Below are 19508 nucleotides of genomic sequence, written 5' to 3' on the forward strand. Positions count from 1 at the left end.
CCGGGGGGCGCCCCCCCGGGCGGCCGGGGGGGCGCGCGCCCGGCGGGGGGGGCGCCCCCCCGGGGCGCGCGGGGCCCCCCCGTCCGCGCCCCCCCCCCCCCACCGCAGTAGAGCTCCGTACGGGATCAGGCCTCGCGGCTCCCCGCGTACATCTCGTCGATGAGGTGCTTGTACTCGCGCTCGACGACCGGGCGCTTCAGCTTGAGGCTGGGCGTCAGTTCACCGTTCTCCACGTCGAGGTCGCGCGGCAGCAGCCGGAACTTCTTGATGGTCTGCCAGCGCTGGAGCCCCTCGTTCAGCTCCTTCACGTAGCCCTCCACCAGGGCCTGCGTCTGCGGGGCCGCCACCACTTCGGCGTACGTCTTCGCGGCGAGGCCCTGCTCCTGCGCCCAGCTCATGATCGTCGGCTCGTCGAGCGAGATCAGCGCGGTGCAGAAGTTTCGGTCGCCGCCGTGCACCAGGATGTTCGAGACGTACGGGCAGACCGCCTTGAACTGTCCCTCCACCTCGGCGGGCGAGATGTACTTGCCGCCCGAGGTCTTGATGATGTCCTTCTTGCGGTCGGTGATCCGCAGGTAGCCGTCCGGGGACAGTTCGCCGATGTCCCCCGTGTGGAACCAGCCGTCGGACTCCAGGACCTCCGCGGTCTTCTCCGGCAGCTGGTGGTAGCCCTCCATGATGCCGGGGCCGCGCAGCAGGATCTCGCCGTCCTCGGCGATCCGCACCTCGGTGCCGGGGAGCGGCTTGCCGACGGTGCCGGTGCGGTACGCCTCTCCGGGGTTGACGAAACTGGCCGCGCTGGACTCGGTCAGCCCGTACCCCTCCAGGATGTGGATTCCGGCGCCGGCGAAGAAGTAACCGATGTCCGGCGCGAGAGCGGCGGAGCCGGACACGCAGGCCCGCAGCCGGCCGCCGAACGCCTCCCGGATCTTGGAGAAGACCAGCTTGTCCGCGATGCGGTGCTTGGCGTCCAGCGCGAAGGGCGCGGTCGCCTGCCCGGTGCGCCGGAAGTTGTCCTGGGTGACCTTCGCGTACTCGCGGCCGACCCCCGCCGCCCACAGGAAGATCTTGTACTTGGCGCCGCCGCCGGCCCGCGCCTTGGCGGCGACCCCGTTGTAAACCTTCTCGAAGATGCGCGGCACGGCGGCCATGTAGGTCGGCTGGACGACCGGAAGATTCTCGATGATCTTGTCGATGCGGCCGTCGACGGCGGTGACGTGGCCGACCTCGATCTGGCCGGAGGTGAGCACCTTGCCGAAGACGTGCGCCAGCGGCAGCCACAGGTACTGAACGTCGTCCTTGGTGATCAGCCCGGTCGCCACGGTCGCCTTGGCCATGTACGACCAGCAGTCGTGCGGCAGCCGCACACCCTTGGGGCGGCCGGTGGTGCCGGAGGTGTAGATGAGGGTGGCGAGCTGGCCGGAGGTGATGGCCGCGACCCGGTCCTTGACCGCGTCCGGGTGCTTCTCCAGGTATGCGGCGCCGCGCGCCTCCAGGTCGGCGAGGGAGAGCACCCAGCCCTCCGGGTCGCCCTCGGCCGCCACCGCGTCCTGGGCCTCCACCACGACGACGTGCGCGAGGTGCGGCAGCTCGGCGCGCTTCTCGCGGGCCTTCGCGAGCTGCGCGGCGTCCTCGGCGATCAGCACCCGGCTCTCGGAGTCGGCGAGGATGTACGCGCTCTCCTCGGCGTTCGTGGAGGGGTAGACCGTGGTGGTCGCGGCGCCCGCGCACATCACACCGAGGTCGGCGAGGATCCACTCCACCCGGGTGTTGGAGGCGAGCGCCACCCGCTGCTCGGGCTGCACCCCGAGGTCCAGGAGGCCCGCCGCGACGGCGTAGACCCGCTTCGCGGCCTGCCCCCAGCTCAGCGAGCGCCATTCGTCGGGGCCACTGCCGCCGGCGGGCGGCACCGGGTACCGGTAGGCCTCTCCGTCCGGCGTGGCAGCCACGCGCTCAATGAAGAGAGCCGCCACGGACGGCGGCCGGTTCTCGATCAAGGTCTGTGTGTCGCTCACGACGTCCTCCGGGCCCGCGGCATTGCTGCGCGACTGGCTGGTATTTAACTGGCGAGTAACAAACGATCAGTGATCAGACTAGAGCGCCGGGGCTGGGTGCGTAAGGGCTCCCGTACCCTCCATTTGATAACGGACCGGCCCGCACCCGCCATGCGGCGCGCACCTGCACCGTACGGACCTCCACGACGCGGACGGGCCCGTCGCACCGAAGTGCGACGGGCCCGTGGCCGGCCGAGGGGTCAGGGGACCGCTCGGCTACTTCTTGGCCTTGCCGCCGGATTCGTCGCTGGAGAGAACCGCGATGAAGGCCTCCTGCGGCACCTCGACGCTGCCGACCATCTTCATGCGCTTCTTTCCCTCCTTCTGCTTCTCCAGGAGCTTGCGCTTGCGGGAGATGTCGCCGCCGTAGCACTTGGCGAGAACGTCCTTGCGGATGGCGCGGATCGTCTCGCGGGAGATGACCCGGGAGCCGATGGCGGCCTGGATGGGGATTTCGAAGGCCTGACGCGGGATGAGCTCACGCAGCTTGGCGACGAGCCGTACTCCGTACGCGTAGGCCGCGTCCTTGTGCGTGACGGCGGAGAACGCGTCGACCCGGTCGCCGTGCAGCAGGATGTCGACCTTGACCAGGGCCGCCGACTGTTCGCCCGTGGGCTCGTAGTCCAGTGAGGCGTAACCGCGGGTCTTGGACTTCAGCTGGTCGAAGAAGTCGAAGACGATCTCGGCGAGGGGCAGCGTGTAGCGGATCTCGACGCGGTCCTCGGAGAGGTAGTCCATGCCGAGGAGGGTGCCGCGGCGGGTCTGGCAGAGTTCCATGATGGCGCCGATGAACTCGCTGGGGGCGAGGATCGTGGCGCGTACGACGGGCTCGAAGACGTCCGAGATCTTGCCCTCGGGGAACTCGCTCGGGTTGGTGACGGTGTGCTCGCTGCCGTCCTCCATGACCACGCGGTAGACCACGTTGGGCGCGGTCGCGATGAGGTCGAGGCCGAACTCGCGGTCCAGCCGCTCACGGATCACGTCGAGGTGCAGCAGGCCGAGGAAGCCGACACGGAAACCGAAGCCGAGCGCGGCCGAGGTCTCCGGCTCGTACACCAGGGCGGCGTCGTTGAGCTGGAGCTTGTCGAGGGCCTCGCGCAGGTCCGGGTACTCCGAGCCGTCGAGCGGGTACAGGCCCGAGAACACCATCGGCTTGGGGTCCTTGTAGCCGCCCAGCGCCTCGGTGGCGCCCTGGTGCAGGGAGGTGATGGTGTCACCGACCTTGGACTGCCGGACGTCCTTCACACCGGTGATGATGTAGCCGACCTCGCCGACACCGAGACCGTCGGAGGGGGTCATCTCCGGCGAGGAGACACCGATCTCCAGGAGCTCGTGGGTGGCGTTGGTGGACATCATCCGGATGCGCTCGCGCTTGTTGAGCTGTCCGTCGATCACCCGGACGTACGTCACGACGCCCCGGTACGAGTCGTAGACCGAGTCGAAGATCATCGCGCGTGCGGGGGCGTCCTTGACACCGACCGGGGGCGGCACGTCACGCACCACGCGGTCGAGCAGCGCGTCCACGCCGACACCGGTCTTCGCGGAGACCTTCAGGACGTCCTCGGGCTGGCAGCCGATGAGGTTGGCCAGCTCCTCGGAGAACTTCTCCGGCTGCGCGGCGGGCAGGTCGATCTTGTTGAGCACCGGAACGATGGTGAGGTCGTTCTCCATCGCCAGATAGAGGTTGGCCAGCGTCTGCGCCTCGATGCCCTGCGCCGCGTCGACCAGCAGGACCGTGCCCTCGCAGGCGGCCAGCGAACGGGAGACCTCGTAGGTGAAGTCCACGTGGCCCGGCGTGTCGATCATGTTGAGGACGTGGGTCCTCCCCTTGCCCTCGCCCTCGGTGGGCGCCCAGGGCAGCCGGACCGCCTGGGACTTGATCGTGATACCGCGCTCGCGCTCGATGTCCATGCGGTCGAGGTACTGGGCGCGCATCTGCCGCACGTCGACCACACCGGTCAGCTGGAGCATCCGGTCGGCAAGGGTCGACTTGCCGTGGTCGATGTGCGCGATGATGCAGAAGTTGCGGAGCAGTGCCGGGTCGGTACGGCTCGGCTCGGGCACGTGGAGAGGAGTCGCGGGCACGCAGGGTCCTGATTCTTGAGAAGACGGCTCCGCGCGCTGCGGGACGGGGTGCGTCGGGCGCGCGCGTGCGTCGTTCTCGTCTCGGTCCGGAAGTTGTGAAGTCTTCCCATGGTCCCACGGCCGGGGGACTGCGGCCGGTTTGGGCCGGTCGGCGGACGGCTGGTAGCCTGGGCAGCTGTGTCTGGTGACCTTCATGGGTCACGGGGACGCACATCGAGATCCAAATCGAACCTGTAAAGGCTCTTTCAGTGGCGAACATCAAGTCCCAGGTCAAGCGGAACAAGACGAACGAGAAGGCGCGCCTGCGCAACAAGGCCGTCAAGTCCTCGGTCAAGACCGCGGTGCGCAAGGCCCGCGAGGCCATCGTCGCCGGTGACGTCGAGAAGGCCACCCTGGCCGCTCGCGACGCCTCCCGTGCGCTCGACAAGGCCGCGAGCAAGGGTGTCATCCACAAGAACGCCGCCGCCAACAAGAAGTCGGCGCTGGCTGCCAAGGTCGCCACCCTTCAGGGCTGAGCAGTCACCTCTGAGGTACCTGTAGTGAATCGCCTGAGTCAGGACCCAGCGGACCCTCTCTACCGCTCCTGACCCGGCACCCCCGCCGCGCACCGAACGCGTTCGCCACGCGGGCGCGGTGGAAACAGCTCGATCCGGAACCCCGGTCCTTAGTCCTTCCCCAGGACGGGACCGGGGTTCTCGGCGTTTCCGCCGCCCCTGTCGCGGTCTCGCCCGCACCGCTGCCCCGACCGCGGCCCCGTGTACCGCCGCCGGCGCAGGCTAGCGGGCGCTGCGGGTCCTGGCCGCCCTGGCCACTGCGACCACCGCCTTCTCCAGGGCGTACTCGGGGTCGTCCCCGCCGCCCTTGACGCCCGCGTCGGCCTCGGCGACCGCCCGCAGGGCGTCCCCGACTCCGTCCGCCGACCAGCCGCGCATCTGCTGGCGCACCCGGTCGATCTTCCACGGCGGCATGCCGAGGTCCCGGGCCAGGTCGCCGGGCCGGGCGCCGCGCGGGGCGGACGCCAGCTTGCCGATGGCCCGTACGGCCTGGGCGAGCGCACTGGTGATCAGTACGGGTGCCACGCCCGTCGACAGCGACCAGCGCAGCGCTTCGAGGGCCTCGGCGGCCCGTCCTTCCACCGCCCGGTCGGCCACCGTGAAACTGGAGGCCTCGGCCCGCCCGGTGTAGTACCGGCCGACGACCTCCTCGTCGATGGTGCCCTCGACGTCCGCGACCAGCTGCGAGACGGCACTGGCCAGTTCCCGCAGGTCGCTGCCGATGGAGTCGACGAGCGCCTGGCCCGCCTCGGGCGTGGCGGAACGGCCCAGCGCCCTGAATTCCGACCGTACGAACGACAGCCGCTCGGCCGGCTTCGTCGTCCTGGGACAGGCGACCTCGCGGGCTCCGGCCTTGCGGGCGGCGTCCAGGAGGCCCTTGCCCTTGGCGCCGCCGGCGTGCAGCAGGACGAGGGTGATCTCCTCGGCGGGGGCGGCGAGGTACCCCTTGACGTCCTTGATCGTGTCGGCGGTGAGGTCCTGCGCGTTGCGCACGACGACGACCTTGCGCTCGGCGAAGAGCGAAGGGCTGGTCAGCTCGGCGAGCGTGCCGGGCTCCAGCCTGTCGGGCGTGAGGTCGCGTACGTCGGTGTCGGCGTCCACGGCGCGGGCCGCCGCCACCACCTCCTGCACGGCGCGGTCGAGGAGGAGGTCCTCCTGACCCACGGCGAGGGTGACGGGGGCGAGCGGATCGTCGGTCGAATTCTTCCTGGTGGCCATCGCGGTCAAGCATCCCACGGGCCACTGACAGTGCTCCCGCACCGGCCGCCGTACCGGAGAATGGGCGGGTGAGCGAGGTACGAGGCGCCCAGGTGCGCCATGTGTTGGTACTGCCGGACCGGGACGCCGCCGAGGAGGTGGCGCGGGAGGTGGCGGACCGTTTCGGGGTGGACGAGGAGCCCCAGCTCGTACGGGACGCGCTGGCGGGTGAGGACGATGCCGAGGACGCCCAGTGGCTGGTGGTCGTGGAGGACCCCCGGAGCCGCCTCGACCCCGCGGCACTGGACGGGCTGGCCGCGGAGTACGAGGGATGGCTGGAGGCTCCCTAGGGGCGGCGGCACCGGGGCTGCCGCCGGGGGGGGCGCCGGGGGCGAGTGGGGCGGGGGCGAGTGGGGCGGGCCTTCCGGACGCCCCTCCGGGCGCTCGCCGGGAGCCCCGGCCTTTGGATGCCCGGGGCTCCTGAAGGGGCCGGTCGAGAGCTCAGGACGCGGGTGCGGCCGGGCTCTTGGGGACGATCTGGATGTCCAGCTCGACGGCGATGCTGGATCCGACGGCGGCGATGCCGTGCCCGAGCATGGTCTGCCAGGTGAGGGTGAAGTCCTCGCGGTGGAGTTCGGCGGTGGAGTGGACTGCGGCACGGGTCTCACCCTGGATGCCGCTGCCCATGCCGAGGTACTGGCTGTCGAGGGTGACGGTGCGGCTGACGCCGTGCAGGGTGAGCCCTCCGGTGACCGCCCAGCGGCTGCCGCCGCGGTGCACGAACCGGTCGCTGTAGAACTCCATCGTCGGGTAGTTCGCGACGTCGAAGAAGTCCTTGCCGCGCAGATGGTCGTCGCGCATCTTGACGTTGGTGTCGATGGAGTTGACGTCGATGATGACGTGCATGGCGGACTGCTCCATGCGCTCGCCGATCCGGACGGCGCCCGCGAAACTGTTGAACCTGCCGCGGATGCGGGCCAGGCCGATGTGCCGTGCGGAGAAGCTGATCTGGGAGTGCATCAGGTCGATCTCCCAGTCGCCGGGCTCGGGGAGCTGCGGCGGGACGGCGATCTGGAGGGAGATGTCGCCGAGGCCGGAGTGGCCCTTCTCCGTGACGGTGGCGCTGCCGCGGTAGGGCGTGAAGCCCTCGGCCGTGACGGCGAGCCGGTAGTCACCCGCGGGGACGGCGGCGACGAGCGTGCCGTACGGGTCGGTCTCACCCCCGACGACTCTGCGGCCCGTGCCGTCGGTGACGACGAACTCGGCCTGCCGGACGGGCTCGCTGACCGGGTCGAGGACCCGGCAGCTGAGGAGGCCGGCCGAAGCGGGGACGGAGAACCCGGCAAGTGGGTTGGCTTGGCTGCCGGTGGTCGTACGTCGGCCGAGCCAGCGGGAGATCATGAGGTGCGCACCCCCGTGCGAATCGTTGCTGCAGGGGCGCGCCGAGGCACGGCGAACCGCCGGAGCAGCGACCCTTTGACGAAAGAACATTCGATCACTCTTGGGGTGTTCGAGGCAAACGCGCCAGTCGGTGGTGGGATGGCAGCGCCTGTCCCCAGAGGTCTGAATTGAGCATTCCGCTCCGCCGGATCCGCTGCCTGTCGGCTCGTTGCCCGCAGAAGGAAATTTCCTGGGGCTTGTTGCAGAGGTCTCGTGGACAGGAAATGCCCTCGCGCCCAGTGGGCATCCGCACAGGTCGCCCGGGCATGGGCCCGGGCATGGGCATGGGCATGGGCATGGGCACGGGCATGGGCATGGTCACGTGCCGCGGACTGGGCTGGAATCAGCTCCCCAGCGGCACCGCCTGAATTCCGTCCCCGGCTCCCGTCACCGCGATCGCGCCGTCCCGGTCCGTGCGCAGCACGACCGCCCCGAGGGAGTCGAGCGCGGCCAGTGCGGCGGGCGCGGGGTGACCGTACGGGTTGTCCCGGCCCACCGGGACCAGGGCCAGCCGGGGCGCAAGCCGGCGGAGCAGCGCGGGGTCCTGGTGGGCCGAGCCGTGGTGGGCGACCTTGAGGACGTCGACCGGCGGAAGGGCGGGGTGAGCCCGCAGCAAGCCCTGTTGGGCGGGCGGTTCGAGGTCGCCGGGCAGCAGGAGACTCAGGGCGCCGTCCGCCTCGCCCGAACCCCGGCCCGGGTCCTGGATCCGTACGAGCAGGGTGGCGCTCGCGTCGTTCGCCTCCCTGGGGGCGGGGTGCGGGGGCGCGGGTGGCCAGAGCACCTGCCAGTCGAGCGGTCCGATGCGGCGCCGCTCGCCCGGCCTGGCCACGGTCACCGGCACCCCCGCCCCGGCCGCCGTCCGGTGCACGAACGCCGCCTGCTCCCGGGGCTCCGGCAGCGCCGTGGTCTGGATGGCCCCCACCGTCCGGCCACGCAGCACCCCGGGCAGCCCGGACACGTGATCCGCGTGGAAGTGACTGAGCACGACCAGCGGCACCCTGGTGACGCCGAGACGTCGCAAGCACCGGTCGGCCAGCATCGGGTCGGGGCCCGTGTCCACGACCACCGCCGTACCCGCCTCGCCGGCCGCGAGCACCGTCGTGTCGCCCTGCCCCACGTCGCACAGCACGAGCTGCCAGTCCCGCGGCGGCCATCCGGTGAGCAGCCCCGTGACCGGCGGCGGGCGCAGTACGGCGAGCAACAGGAGCAGCACGCAGCCGGCACTCAGCCAGGGGTGACGCCCGGCCCGGTGGGCAGCCGCCACCACGACCAGGGTCACGACGGCCAGCAGGAGGCCGCCCCGCCACCCGCCCGGCCAGCCGATCTCCGCCCCGGGCAGCGCCGCGCCGGTCCTGGCCACCCAGGCGATCCACCCGGCGGGCCAGCCCGCGACCTGGGCAACCAGTTCGGCCACGGGCATCGCGAGCGGAGCGACGGCCAGGGCGGCGAAGCCGAGGACGGTGGCCGGGGCCACGGCCAGTTCGGCGAGGAGGTTGCACGGGATCGCCACCAGGCTGACCCGGGCCGCCATCACCGCCACCACCGGCGCACACACCGCCTGCGCCGCGCACGCCGCGGCCAGCACCTCGGCGAGCCGGGGCGGCACCCCGCGCCGTTGCAGCCTGGCGCTCCACACGGGACCGAGGGTGAGCAGAGCCCCCGTCGCCAGCACCGACAGCAGAAATCCGTAACTCCGCGCCAGCCAGGGGTCGTACAGCACGAGCAGCAGCACTGCGGCGGCCAGCGCCGGGATCAGGGATCTACGCCGTCCGGTGCCGATGGCGAGGAGGGTGATGAGGCCACAGGCGGCGGCCCGGAGCACACTGGGCTCCGGCCGGCACACGATCACGAAGGCGAGGGTGAGCACCCCGCCGGACAGGGCCGTGGTCCGCAGCGAGATCCCGAGGCGGGGCGCGAGGCCGCGCCGCTCCGCCCTCAGCGCGAGCCCGGGCGGCCCGATCAGAAGGGCCAGAACGATCGTGAGGTTGCTCCCTGAGACCGCGGTCAGGTGCACCAGGTCGGTTGCGGTGAACGCGTCGTGCAGGTCCGGCGCCATCCGGGACGTGTCGCCGACCACCAGCCCCGGCAGCAGAGCCCGCGCGTCCGGTGCCAGCCCTGCGGTGGCCTCCCGCAGCCCGGCTCTCAGTTCGCCGGCCTTTCGCTGTACGGCGGTTGGCGGGGCGATGACGGCCGGCGCGCCCTGTCCCGGCACCCGCAGGACGGCGGCGATCCGGTCGCCGTCCTTCCACGGCGGCGCCAGCCGGGCCCCGGTCACCCGCAGCCGGGTGGAGGGCAGCAGCCGCAGCCACCCGGCGGTGGGGCCGCGCATCGGGGCGAGGACAAGAACCGGTGTCCGGACGGCGGTCACCGCCCCGTCGGCAGTGGTGACCCGGGTGATCTCGGCCGGCAGGACGACGGGGCGGGGAGCCACCCGGTCGCCCCGCACCCGTGGCCAGGTCTGCCGGGGGTCGCCGGTGACGGTGAGCTCCACACCCACCACCGCGTACCTGCGGGCGAGTTCGGGCACCGGACCGCGGTGGAGGTCGGCCGAGTGCAGGGCCGCCGAGGCCGTGGCCGCCGCCGCGCACAGCAGCGCGGTGAGGACGGCTGCGGCCCGCCGTCCGCGCCCGCCGCCGGTGGTGGATCCGCGGGCCACTACGACCGCCAGGACCAGCGCACCCGCCAGGAGGATCGCCAGGAGCGCGACCGCGGCTTGCGGCAGTCCTCCCACGGTCGCTGCGGCTGCGACCCAGGCCGCGAGCGCCGGGGGCACGAGCCGGAGGTCGGTGGGGCCCTCCTGGCGCGGGTCGGAGGCACCCAGACGACTCCCGGCTGCGGTATGCACATCCGGCCGCCCGCAGGGCGTCGCCGCCGAGGTCCGCCCCGCCCCGGCGGGCGGTGTCCCGCCCGCCGGCGGCGAGGCCCCCGTGGGCGGTGTACTCCCGTTCCCACCGGCCGTGTTCATGGCCGCACGAGCGGCTGAAGATCGGTGAACCGGCGGTCGCCGATCCCGTCGACCTCACGCAGCTCCTCCACGGAGCGGAACCCGCCGTGCTGCGTGCGGTAGTCGACGATGTGCCGGGCCAGAACGGGGCCGACGCCCGGCAAGGTGTCGAGCTGTTCCACGGTCGCGGTGTTGAGGCTGACCGGCACGGCGGGGGAACCACTTCCCGGCCCAGCCCCCGGTGCACCCGCCCCCGGCACGGGCGGTGCGGGGCCGCCCACCACGACCTGCTCACCGTCGGTGAGCACCCGCGCCCGGTTGAGCCCGCCCAGGTCCTGCCCGGCCTTGACCCCGCCCGCCATCCGCAGCGCATCGGCCACCCGGGAACCGGCGGGCAGCTGGTGAACCCCCGGCCGCCGCACTCCGCCACTGACGTCGACGACCACCACCGCACTGCCCGGAGCCTGGAGGGCGGGCACCCTCGCCGGCAGCGTTCCCGCCGCGGGAGGAACGGAGGGCGAGGGCTGCGTTCGCGGGACCGCCGCCCGGGGTGCTGTTCCGCCCGCTTCCACTGTCGCCGGGGCGCGTACGGGCTCGGGGCGGCCGGACCAGAAGTGGTGGAAGGCGAACCCCGCCGAGACGACCAGGACAGCGGCGAGCGCTCCCACCGTCCGGGGTTCCATCCCGCACCTGACCTGGACCCACACCGGTACTCGTTCGCGCGCGGCCACCCAGGCCCGGCGCAGCCCGCCCACGGCCCGCCGCCCTGTGCCCGAAGGGAGGGCGACAGCCACGGAAGTCCCGGAGGTACGTACCGGAGTCGATGGCCTCGGCCCCGGTGCGCGAGGCGGCGCTACGGACGCCGGAGCCGAGGCCCTTGCCGCCCGGGCCGCTGCTGCGGCCGCGGGGGACGCCTGCGTGGAGGAGGCGGCCGTGGAGAAGGCGGTTGCGGAGGAGGTGGTTGCGGAGGAGGTGGTTGCGGAGGACGTGAGCACCCGTGACATCGCCGCGGGAAGCGCGGGAAGCGCGAAGAGGGCATCCGCCCTCCGCCGGGACACGGCGGCCGCGGCGGCCGCCCCGCGCCTGCCGCGCCGCAGAGCCGGCGAGGCGCGGAGCCGCGTACGCGCACTCGTACGCGAGAGGGAGTGAGAAGTACGACCGGGGACACGGCCCGGTCCTGTCGTTTCGTTACGTGATCGCAGAGCCATGCACCCGACGGTAGGCACATCGGCCCTACCCCGCTGATCATGGTCAATTCCTGTGTACAAGCAGGGCTTTGTGGATAACTCGGTCACTCCCGGGAGTACGCCTGCAGGGGGTGCGGTCTTTAGCGGGGCACCCCTCAAGGGGGTGCGGCGTACGGCTCTCCAAGCGGGTGCGGCGTACGGCTCAGCGCGGCGAGACGACGGCTCCCAGCAGTCCGGGGCCGGTGTGCGCGCCGATCACCGCGCCCACCTCGCTGACGTGCAGGTCCGCCAGGTTGGGCACCCGCTCACGCAGCCGCTGCGCCAAGGTGTCGGCCCGCTCGGGCGCGGCCAGGTGGTGCACCGCGATGTCCACCTGCCGTTCCCCGGCACGCTCCACCGCGAGCTCCTCCAGCCGGGCGATCGCCTTGGATGCCGTGCGCACCTTCTCCAGCATCTCGATCCGACCGTCGTTCAGCGCCAGGAGGGGCTTCACCGCGAGGGCCGAGCCCAGCAGGGCCTGCGCGGCCCCGATCCGGCCGCCGCGCCGCAGATAGTCCAGGGTGTCGACGTAGAAGTACGCGGCCGTCTCGTCGGCGCGCTTCTGGGCCGCGGCCACCGCTTCGTCGACTGTGCCGCCCGCCTCGGCCACCTCCGCGGCGGACAGGGCGCAGAAGCCGAGTGCCATGGCGACCATGCCGGTGTCCACCACCCGCACGGGCACGGGAGCCTCGCGTGCCGCGAGAACGGCGGCGTCGTAGGTGCCGGAGAGTTCAGCGGGAAGATGCAGCGAAACGATCTCCGTCGCTCCGGTGTCGGCCACGGCCCGGTATGTCGCCGCGAACAGTTCGGGGCTCGGCCTGGAGGTGGTCACCGAGCGGCGCTTGAGGAGCGCCTGCGCCAGTGAGCGGGCCGAGATCTCGGTGCCCTCTTCGAACGCTCGGTCACCGATGACGACGGTCAATGGCACTGCGGTGATGCCGTGCCGCTCCATCGTCGGGGTCGGCAGGTAAGCCGTTGAATCGGTGACGATCGCGACATGGCGTGACATGTAGCGGGAGGTTACCCGCAGGGGAAGCCGCACGGCAGTCCGGCCCCTCCCCACCGGCCGTGGACCGCCGCCGGCCGGCGCCACGGGCCTGGTCCGTGCTTCCGCCGCGGGCCTGTACCGTGCCGCCGCTGCCGGCCTGTCCCTCGCCCGTGGGCGTCAGGTCGTACTCTCCGGCCGGGGCGCCTTCTGCCACGGGTAGGCCGTCTGCGCCTGCGGATCCTGCGCCGTGATCGCCTGCGGCCCGGAGTCGGCGGGTTTCGCCCTCTCCGCCGCGGGCGCACTGCCCGGGGCCCTGTCTCCCGTGACGTCGTCGGTGGCTTCCGCCCAGGTACGCGAGGGCCCCTGTGCCACGGGCCGCGTCCCCGGGGTCTCGTCCGGTTCCACCGCCGTCCAGTGCCGCAGTGCCCCGGACTCCATCCGGATCTGTTCGCTCAGCGACTCGAGCCCGTCGTCCGCGAACTTCCTCGCCCGGTCCCGTGCCGCCCAGCGCAGCGAGTCCGCGGACTGCACGACCTGTTCCGTGCGTTCCCGCAGTTCCGGGATGCGCTCGGCGGCCCTCGCCTTGTCCGGGTCCCGCTCAAGGCGCCGCAGCTCGTCGTCCAACTGGTGGCCGTACTCGCTCAGCCGCTCGAAGAGTGCGATCGATTCCGACAGCGAGGCATCCGAGGTGACACCCGCGGCCAGCGCCTCCTGGGTGGCCCTCATGGACGTACGCAGCGAGAGGCGCAGCTGTGCGAGCTCGCCGCCCATGCCGACCTGGCCGTAGCTCTTCGCCCGCAGAGTGGTGTCCTCGACGGTGCGCCTGGCCTGGGTGAGGGTGCGGTCCACACCGCGCCTGGCGGCTCCGACCGCCTTGACCGTCACGTACACCCCCAGCCCCACGAAGGCGAAGAACAGCAGCGCCATGATCAGGATGACGACTTCCATGACGCCCCTCCGCGGTAGGACTGACAAGTGCCTGATGGACCTGCCCTCCCACCGTAAACGGAGCGGGCAGGCGGAAGGTTCCATCGGAACCCCCAACCTGCCCGTAGGGGAAAGCCCTCAGCCAGTGCTCCGGCCGGTGCGCGAACCCGTCCTGATCATGCGTTCCAGGACATTGGTTCTGCGGTCGCGCCCCGTGAACACCGGTTATGCCGGGACGATGTTCACCAGCTTCGGCGCCCGGACGATCACCTTGCGGACAGCGGCCCCGCCCAGCGCCGCGACAACGGCGGGGTCGGCCACTGCCAGCTTCTCCAGCTCCTCGTCACTGATCGACGGAGAGACCTCCAGGCGCGCCTTCACCTTGCCCTTGACCTGCACGACGCAGGTCACCGTCTCGTCCACGACGTACGCCGGGTCCGCGGCCGGGAAGTCCTGGTGGACCACCGACTCTGCGTGCCCCAGCTTGCGCCACAGCTCTTCGGCGATGTGCGGAGCCAGCGGTGCGATCAGCAGCACCAGCGGTTCGGCGACGGAACGCGCGAGCGGGCCACCCGTCTTCGTCAGGTGGTTGTTCAGCTCGGTGATCTTCGCGATGGCCGTGTTGAAGCGCATGCCGGCCATGTCCTGGCCGACGCCGTCGATCGCCTTGTGCAGGGCACGCAGGGTGCCCTCGTCCGGCTCGGTGTCGACGACGGTGACCTCGCCGGTCGTCTCGTCGACGAGGTTGCGCCACAGTCGCTGCAGCAGCCGGTACTGACCGACGACCGCGCGGGTGTCCCAGGGGCGCGACACGTCCAGCGGCCCCATGGCCATCTCGTACAGGCGCAGGGTGTCGGCACCGTACTCGGCGGACATCTGGTCCGGAGTGACCGCGTTCTTCAGGGATTTGCCCATTTTTCCGTACTCGCGCTTGACCGGCTCGCCCTGGTGGAAGAACTTGCCGTCGCGCTCCTCGACCTCGGCGGCCGGGACGTACACACCGCGGGAGTCGGTGTAGGCGTAGGCCTGGATCATGCCCTGGTTGAACAGCTTGTGGAACGGCTCGCTGGAGGAGACGTGGCCCAGGTCGAACAGCACCTTCGACCAGAAACGGGCGTACAGCAGGTGCAGCACGGCATGCTCGGCGCCGCCTACGTAGAGGTCCACGCCGCCGTGCGGCATGCCGTCGCGCGGGCCCATCCAGTACTGCTCGATGGCCGGATCGACCAGCTTCTCGCTGTTGTGCGGGTCCAGGTAGCGCAGCTCGTACCAGCAGGAACCGGCCCAGTTGGGCATGGTGTTGGTCTCGCGGCGGTACTTCTTGGGGCCGTCGCCCAGGTCCAGGGTGACGTTCACCCAGTCCTGGTTGCGCGACAGGGGCGTCTCGGGCTGTGCGCCGGCGTCCTCGGGGTCGAAGGTGCGCGGCGAGTAGTCCTCGACCTCGGGCAGCTCCAGGGGCAGCATCGACTCGGGCAGCGCGTGGGCGATGCCGTCCTCGTCGTAGACGATCGGGAAGGGCTCGCCCCAGTAGCGCTGGCGGCTGAACAGCCAGTCGCGCAGCCGGAAGTTGACCGTGCCCTCGCCGATGCCCTCGGCAGCCAGCCACTCGGTGACCTTGGCCTTGGCCTCGGCCACGCCGAGGCCGTCCAGCGACAGGGTGTCATGGGCGGAGTTGACCAGTTTCGCGTCGTGCGAGACGAACGCCTCGTCCCATTCGGCCGGGTCCAGCGAGCGCCCGTCGGACGGCTCGACGACGCAGCGCATCGGCAGCTCAAAGGCACGGGCGAAGGCGAAGTCGCGGCTGTCGTGCGCGGGAACAGCCATGATCGCGCCAGTGCCGTAGCCCATCAGGACATAGTCGGCAATAAAAACGGGGACCTTTTCCCCACTTACTGGGTTGGTGGCAAACGTACCGGTGAAGACACCCGTCTTCTCCTTGGCGTCGGCCTGCCGCTCCACGTCGGACTTCGTGGCGGCCTGCTTGCGGTAGGCGGCCACGGCCTCCGCCGGGGTCGCGTGCCCGCCGGTCCACACGTCGTGGGTGCCCTCGGGCCAGGCGGCCGGGACGATGTCCGACACCAGGTCGTGCTCGGGCGCCAGCACCATGTAGGTGGCGCCGAACAAGGTGTCCTGGCGCGTCGTGAAGACAGTGATCTTCCGGGTGTCGTCGACAGCGAAGTCGACGCGGGCACCTTCGCTGCGGCCGATCCAGTTGCGCTGCTGCAGCTTGATCGCCTCGGGCCAGTCCAGGCCCTCCAAATCGTCGATCAGCCGGTCCGCGTAGGCGGTGATGCGCATGTTCCACTGCCGCAGCTTGGCCTTGAACACGGGGAAGTTTCCGCGCTCGGAACGGCCGTCGGCCGTCACTTCCTCGTTGGCCAGTACGGTGCCCAGGCCCGGCGCCCAGTTCACGGGGGCGTCCGAGGCGTACGCCAGCCGGTACTCGCTCAGCACACCGGCGCGCTCGGCGGCCGACAGCTCGCTCCACGCGCGCGTGCCCTCGAGCTTGCGCTCACCGCTCTCGAACTGGGCGACCAGATCAGCGATCGGGCGTGCTTTCTTCGCGTCGGCGTCGTACCAGGAATTGAAGATCTGAACGAAGATCCACTGCGTCCACTTGTAGTACTCGGCGTCGATCGTCGCGAACGAGCGGCGCTTGTCGTGGCCCAGGCCCAGTCGGCGCAGCTGGTCCTTCATGTTGGCCATGTTGGCCTCGGTGGAGATGCGCGGGTGCGTGCCGGTCTGCACCGCGTACTGCTCGGCGGGCAGGCCGAAGGCGTCAAAGCCCAGCGTGTGCAGCACGTTGTGGCCCGTCATGCGCTGGTGGCGGGCGTAGACATCGGTGGCGATGTAGCCCAGCGGGTGACCGACGTGCAGGCCCGCACCCGAGGGGTACGGGAACATGTCCATGATGAACTTCTTGGGCTTGGCCGCCAGCTCCGCGTCGCCCGCCAGGTCCCCGTCGCCGGGGTTCGGCGCATCGTAGGTGCCCTCGGCGTCCCAGAAGTCCTGCCAGCGTGCCTCGATGTCGGCGGCCATGGCAGCCGTGTAGCGGTGCGCGGCGGCCACCTCGGCAGCAGCAGCGGAATTCGTCTCGCTCATGTTTTTTGAAGCTCCATCGATTCGTCTCTGCCCACGGAAATGAAAAAGCCCCTCGCACAGGAGGGGACGCCGCGCCGATGCCGACCAGGTTCTTCACCGGTCGGTACTGATCAGCGCGGCTCGATAAGCAGAAGGCGTACGGCACGCATGGCGTCAGGGTACCGCAGGGGCCGCGCGGGCCGCAGCGAGCAGGACGGGCGCGATCCTGGGCCCGGGGCCACTGCCCGGCCCGCGGAGTCCTCTTCGGGCGGCAGCCGGGCTCCGCACGGGGCTGCAGACCGCGCGACAGCGAAGCCTTCCGAGCACCTCGCGACGCGGACCGTACCCGTACCCGCCTCTCCACGGCAGCGAACCGCCGAACCTCACGCCCCTCCTGCACCGTCTCGTCTAGCCTCCCGCCACGGGACCACATTCCCGAACCCCCCGGAGTCCTCCCCCATGAACCCCTTCCGTCCGAACGCGGCACAACCCGCGAACCCGAAGAGCCCTCGCCCGCTGCCCCGCGTCCTCCTGACAGCGGCGTTACCCCTGCTGCCCCTGGTCGCCCTACTGGGCGGCGACGGCCTCCGCAGCGCCCTCGACTTCACCGGCGGAGTCCTCGCCCTCGTCTCGCTCACCGCCGCAGTCGCCTGGGGCCTCGTCGCCACCGACCGGCTGCTCCTGCGTCCCCGGCACCGGCTGATAGCCCAGGGAGTACACCGCGCCACCGCGGCCGCTTCCCTGGGCTTCCTTCTGTTGCACCTCACGGTCAAGACCGCCCTCGGCCATGTGTCCCTCCTCGCGGCCCTGCTGCCGTTCGCGGGCGGCCTCTCGGGGACGGCGGTGCTCATCGGCTGCGGCTCGCTGGCCGGTCTCCTGATGGTGGTGGCCGCCGCAACGGGCGCGCTGCGCAGCGCCTTCGCCACCCCGGGCAGCGTTCCGGGCCGCTGGCGCGCACTCCACATGCTGGCCTATCCCGCCTGGTGCGCGGCCCTGGTGCACGGACTGTTCTCCGGGCGGCCCGCGGATGCCTGGGTGGTCACGATGTACGCCCTGTGCCTGGCCTCGGTGGCCGCGGCACTCTCCTTGCGGCTGCTCCCGGCCCGCCTCAAGAGGAGCATCGTCGCCCGGGCCCTGCCGACGCCCCTGGCCGTTCCCCGGCAGCGTCTCCCGGCCGCACGCAGGCCGCACACCGCCCCGTCCGCACCCCGGCATGCCCACACCCCCACAGGAGACCACCGTTGAACGCCCGCGACCCCCACAGCTCGCCCGGCATACGCAACGCCCCGCTCCCCGACGTCCCGCACGTGCTCACCGCCGGCCTCCCCCACCTCACTGCGGGCTTCGACCTCACGGCCCGGCTCGGCCTGGCCACTCATCTCAAGGTCCACGGCCCCCTTGCGCCGCTCACCGGCGCACAACTGACGTCGCTAGCCGGAGAGATCTCTCTACGGGGGCGTGGAGGCGCGGGCTTCCCCTTCGCCCGGAAGCTGGGTGCGGTGGCCGAGGCCGCCGCCCGGCGCGGCGTGGCCCCCGTGGTCGTGGTCAACGCCAGCGAGGGAGAGCCTGCCTGCCGCAAGGACACCGTGCTGCTCAACCGTGCCCCGCACCTCGTCCTGGACGGGGCGCTGCTGGCCGCCGAGTCGCTCGGCGCCCGCACCCTGGTGGTCGCCGTCACCCGTGACTCCACCCAGACTTCGGTGCAGGACGCCGTAGCCGAACGCGGTCTGTCCACCCGCCGGCCCCGCAACCGGGGCATCCGCGTCCGGGTGCTGCGTACACCCGAGCGGATGGTCTCCGGCGAGGCGTCCGCGGTGATCCGCGCCGCGAACGGCGGCCCCGCCCTGCCGCCCGGCCGCCGTGCACGCGCCGCCGAGTCCGGTGTCGCCAGCGCCCCCACGCTGCTCTCCAATGCCGAGACGTACGCGCAGCTCGCCGTCGCGGCCCGTCTCGGCCCCCGGCGTTTCTCCCGCACGGGCGTGCCCGACGAGCCCGGCACCGTCCTGCTGACCCTGTCCGGTGCGGTGCCGCAGCCGCTGGTCGTGGAGATTCCCTCCGGCGTCCCGCTGGCCTACGTACTTCAGCTGGCCGGGGCCCCGCCGGCCCTCCAGGGCGTCCTGACCGGCGGCTACCACGGCAGTTGGATCGACGCGTCCGCCGCGCACGACGCCGCCGTCTCCCGTGCGTCCCTGGCCTCCTTCGGCGGGGCCCTCGGCGCGGGCGCACTGCTGCCGATCGGGCAGGACACCTGCCCGCTGGGCGAGTCCCTTCGGATCGCGCACTGGCTGGCCGCCGAGACCGCAGGCCAGTGCGGCCCCTGCACGCTGGGCCTGCCCGCCGCCGCGGGCAGGCTGTCCGACGTACTCGACGGAGGCGGCCAGGCGGCACTGGAGGCACTGCGCGAGACCGCAGGGGCGGCAAGGGGCCGCGGTGCGTGCAAGCACCCCGACGGCACGGTCCGCTTCCTGCTGTCCGCCCTCAGCGCGTTCACGGACGACCTCGCAGCCCATGTTCTGGGCGGCGGCTGCGGTCGCCCGGCAGCCGGCGTCCTGCCCCTTCCGGGCCCCGCCGCAGGCTCGTCCGCGTCCGGCGCAAGCGTTACCGGCGGCGAAAAGCTGGCCGTCGACTGGACCCTGTGCCAGGGGCACGGTCTGTGCGCGGACGTCGTCCCGGAGCTCGTCCGGCTCGACAACGACGGTTATCCGGTCCTCGCGGACGCCGCCGTGCCACCGCACCTGCGGGCCCGCGCCCAGCGCGCGGTGCGCCGCTGCCCCGCTCTCGCTCTCCGGGTGGAGGCCGCCCCTGCGGAACGTCCTGCCGCGCCTTCCCGCAGAGCACTCGACAGACGGCGCGGCTGAGACGGAACAAGGGGGGCGCAGAGTGCACACGAAGAAGCGGGGCCGGCCATCGGGCCGCCCCCCGGGTTTGTGGGGGGCGAAAGAGTAATTAAAAACAGGACGCCAGCCTTCCCAGGCAGCGCGGAACCAAAAGAGCGATAAACCCCAGGGGTGG

Annotated in this window: 14 protein-coding genes; 5 read left to right on the forward strand and 9 right to left on the reverse strand. The window is 71.8% G+C overall.

The window, feature by feature from the left end; translation table 11 throughout:
* Positions 1-125: 125 nt before the first annotated feature.
* Both ACFWVV_RS15510 and lepA read right to left on the reverse strand, forming a co-directional pair.
* The gene (locus ACFWVV_RS15510) at positions 126-2015 is read right to left on the reverse strand and encodes an AMP-dependent synthetase/ligase (protein ID WP_384341761.1); all 1890 of its coding nucleotides are present in this window, start codon (positions 2013-2015) and stop codon (positions 126-128) included.
* 255 nt (positions 2016-2270) lie between these two features.
* On the reverse strand, positions 2271-4139 hold the full coding sequence (gene lepA, locus ACFWVV_RS15515) for a translation elongation factor 4 (protein ID WP_384341762.1): 1869 nt from the start codon (positions 4137-4139) through the stop codon (positions 2271-2273).
* A gap of 248 nt (positions 4140-4387) precedes the next feature.
* Here lepA and rpsT point away from each other — a divergent pair, with 248 nt between their 5' ends.
* Positions 4388-4654, forward strand: a complete 267-nt coding sequence (gene rpsT / locus ACFWVV_RS15520) for a 30S ribosomal protein S20 (protein ID WP_384341764.1) — start codon at positions 4388-4390, stop codon at positions 4652-4654.
* 261 nt (positions 4655-4915) lie between these two features.
* On the opposite strand, the gene holA is transcribed toward rpsT, so the two are convergent.
* Complete coding sequence (gene holA / locus ACFWVV_RS15525) at positions 4916-5911, reverse strand: DNA polymerase III subunit delta (protein ID WP_384341766.1); 996 nt, start codon at positions 5909-5911, stop codon at positions 4916-4918.
* Positions 5912-6012: 101 nt separating this feature from the next.
* On the opposite strand from holA, the gene ACFWVV_RS15530 reads away from it, so the two are divergent.
* Entirely contained in the window at positions 6013-6240 is a 228-nt protein-coding gene (locus ACFWVV_RS15530; protein WP_384342183.1) for a hypothetical protein, read from the forward strand.
* A gap of 151 nt (positions 6241-6391) precedes the next feature.
* Here the strand turns inward: ACFWVV_RS15530 and ACFWVV_RS15535 are convergent, their stop codons facing one another.
* The 3 genes from ACFWVV_RS15535 to ACFWVV_RS15545 form a co-directional block, all read right to left on the reverse strand.
* On the reverse strand, positions 6392-7291 hold the full coding sequence (locus ACFWVV_RS15535; protein ID WP_384341768.1) for a YceI family protein: 900 nt from the start codon (positions 7289-7291) through the stop codon (positions 6392-6394).
* 382 nt (positions 7292-7673) lie between these two features.
* Positions 7674-10295: a ComEC/Rec2 family competence protein gene (locus tag ACFWVV_RS15540; RefSeq protein WP_384341770.1), complete on the reverse strand. Its 2622-nt coding sequence runs from the start codon at positions 10293-10295 to the stop codon at positions 7674-7676.
* A complete protein-coding gene (locus ACFWVV_RS15545) occupies positions 10292-10957 on the reverse strand; it encodes a helix-hairpin-helix domain-containing protein (protein ID WP_384341771.1) in 666 nt (221 codons plus the stop codon). The genes ACFWVV_RS15540 and ACFWVV_RS15545 overlap by 4 nt, the downstream gene beginning before the upstream one ends.
* A gap of 250 nt (positions 10958-11207) precedes the next feature.
* Here ACFWVV_RS15545 and ACFWVV_RS15550 point away from each other — a divergent pair, with 250 nt between their 5' ends.
* Positions 11208-11423, forward strand: a complete 216-nt coding sequence (locus ACFWVV_RS15550; RefSeq protein ID WP_384341773.1) for a hypothetical protein — start codon at positions 11208-11210, stop codon at positions 11421-11423.
* Positions 11424-11663: 240 nt separating this feature from the next.
* On the opposite strand, the gene ACFWVV_RS15555 is transcribed toward ACFWVV_RS15550, so the two are convergent.
* The 3 genes from ACFWVV_RS15555 to leuS all read right to left on the reverse strand — a co-directional run bounded on the left by ACFWVV_RS15555 (position 11664) and on the right by leuS (position 16517).
* Entirely contained in the window at positions 11664-12509 is an 846-nt protein-coding gene (locus tag ACFWVV_RS15555; protein ID WP_384341775.1) for a DegV family protein, read from the reverse strand.
* A gap of 156 nt (positions 12510-12665) precedes the next feature.
* On the reverse strand, positions 12666-13436 hold the full coding sequence (locus ACFWVV_RS15560; protein WP_384341777.1) for a hypothetical protein: 771 nt from the start codon (positions 13434-13436) through the stop codon (positions 12666-12668).
* A gap of 204 nt (positions 13437-13640) precedes the next feature.
* The gene (leuS, locus tag ACFWVV_RS15565; protein WP_384341779.1) at positions 13641-16517 is read right to left on the reverse strand and encodes a leucine--tRNA ligase; all 2877 of its coding nucleotides are present in this window, start codon (positions 16515-16517) and stop codon (positions 13641-13643) included.
* A gap of 438 nt (positions 16518-16955) precedes the next feature.
* Here leuS and ACFWVV_RS15570 point away from each other — a divergent pair, with 438 nt between their 5' ends.
* Both ACFWVV_RS15570 and ACFWVV_RS15575 read left to right on the forward strand, forming a co-directional pair.
* Complete coding sequence (locus ACFWVV_RS15570; protein ID WP_384341781.1) at positions 16956-17741, forward strand: hypothetical protein; 786 nt, start codon at positions 16956-16958, stop codon at positions 17739-17741.
* A complete protein-coding gene (locus ACFWVV_RS15575) occupies positions 17738-19354 on the forward strand; it encodes a ferredoxin (protein WP_384341783.1) in 1617 nt (538 codons plus the stop codon). Before ACFWVV_RS15570 ends, ACFWVV_RS15575 begins: the two co-directional genes overlap by 4 nt.
* Positions 19355-19508: the final 154 nt, after the last annotated feature.

Origin of the sequence: Streptomyces sp. NPDC058663 (assembly GCF_042716745.1) — a bacterium.
In the GTDB taxonomy this organism is placed as follows: domain Bacteria; phylum Actinomycetota; class Actinomycetes; order Streptomycetales; family Streptomycetaceae; genus Streptomyces.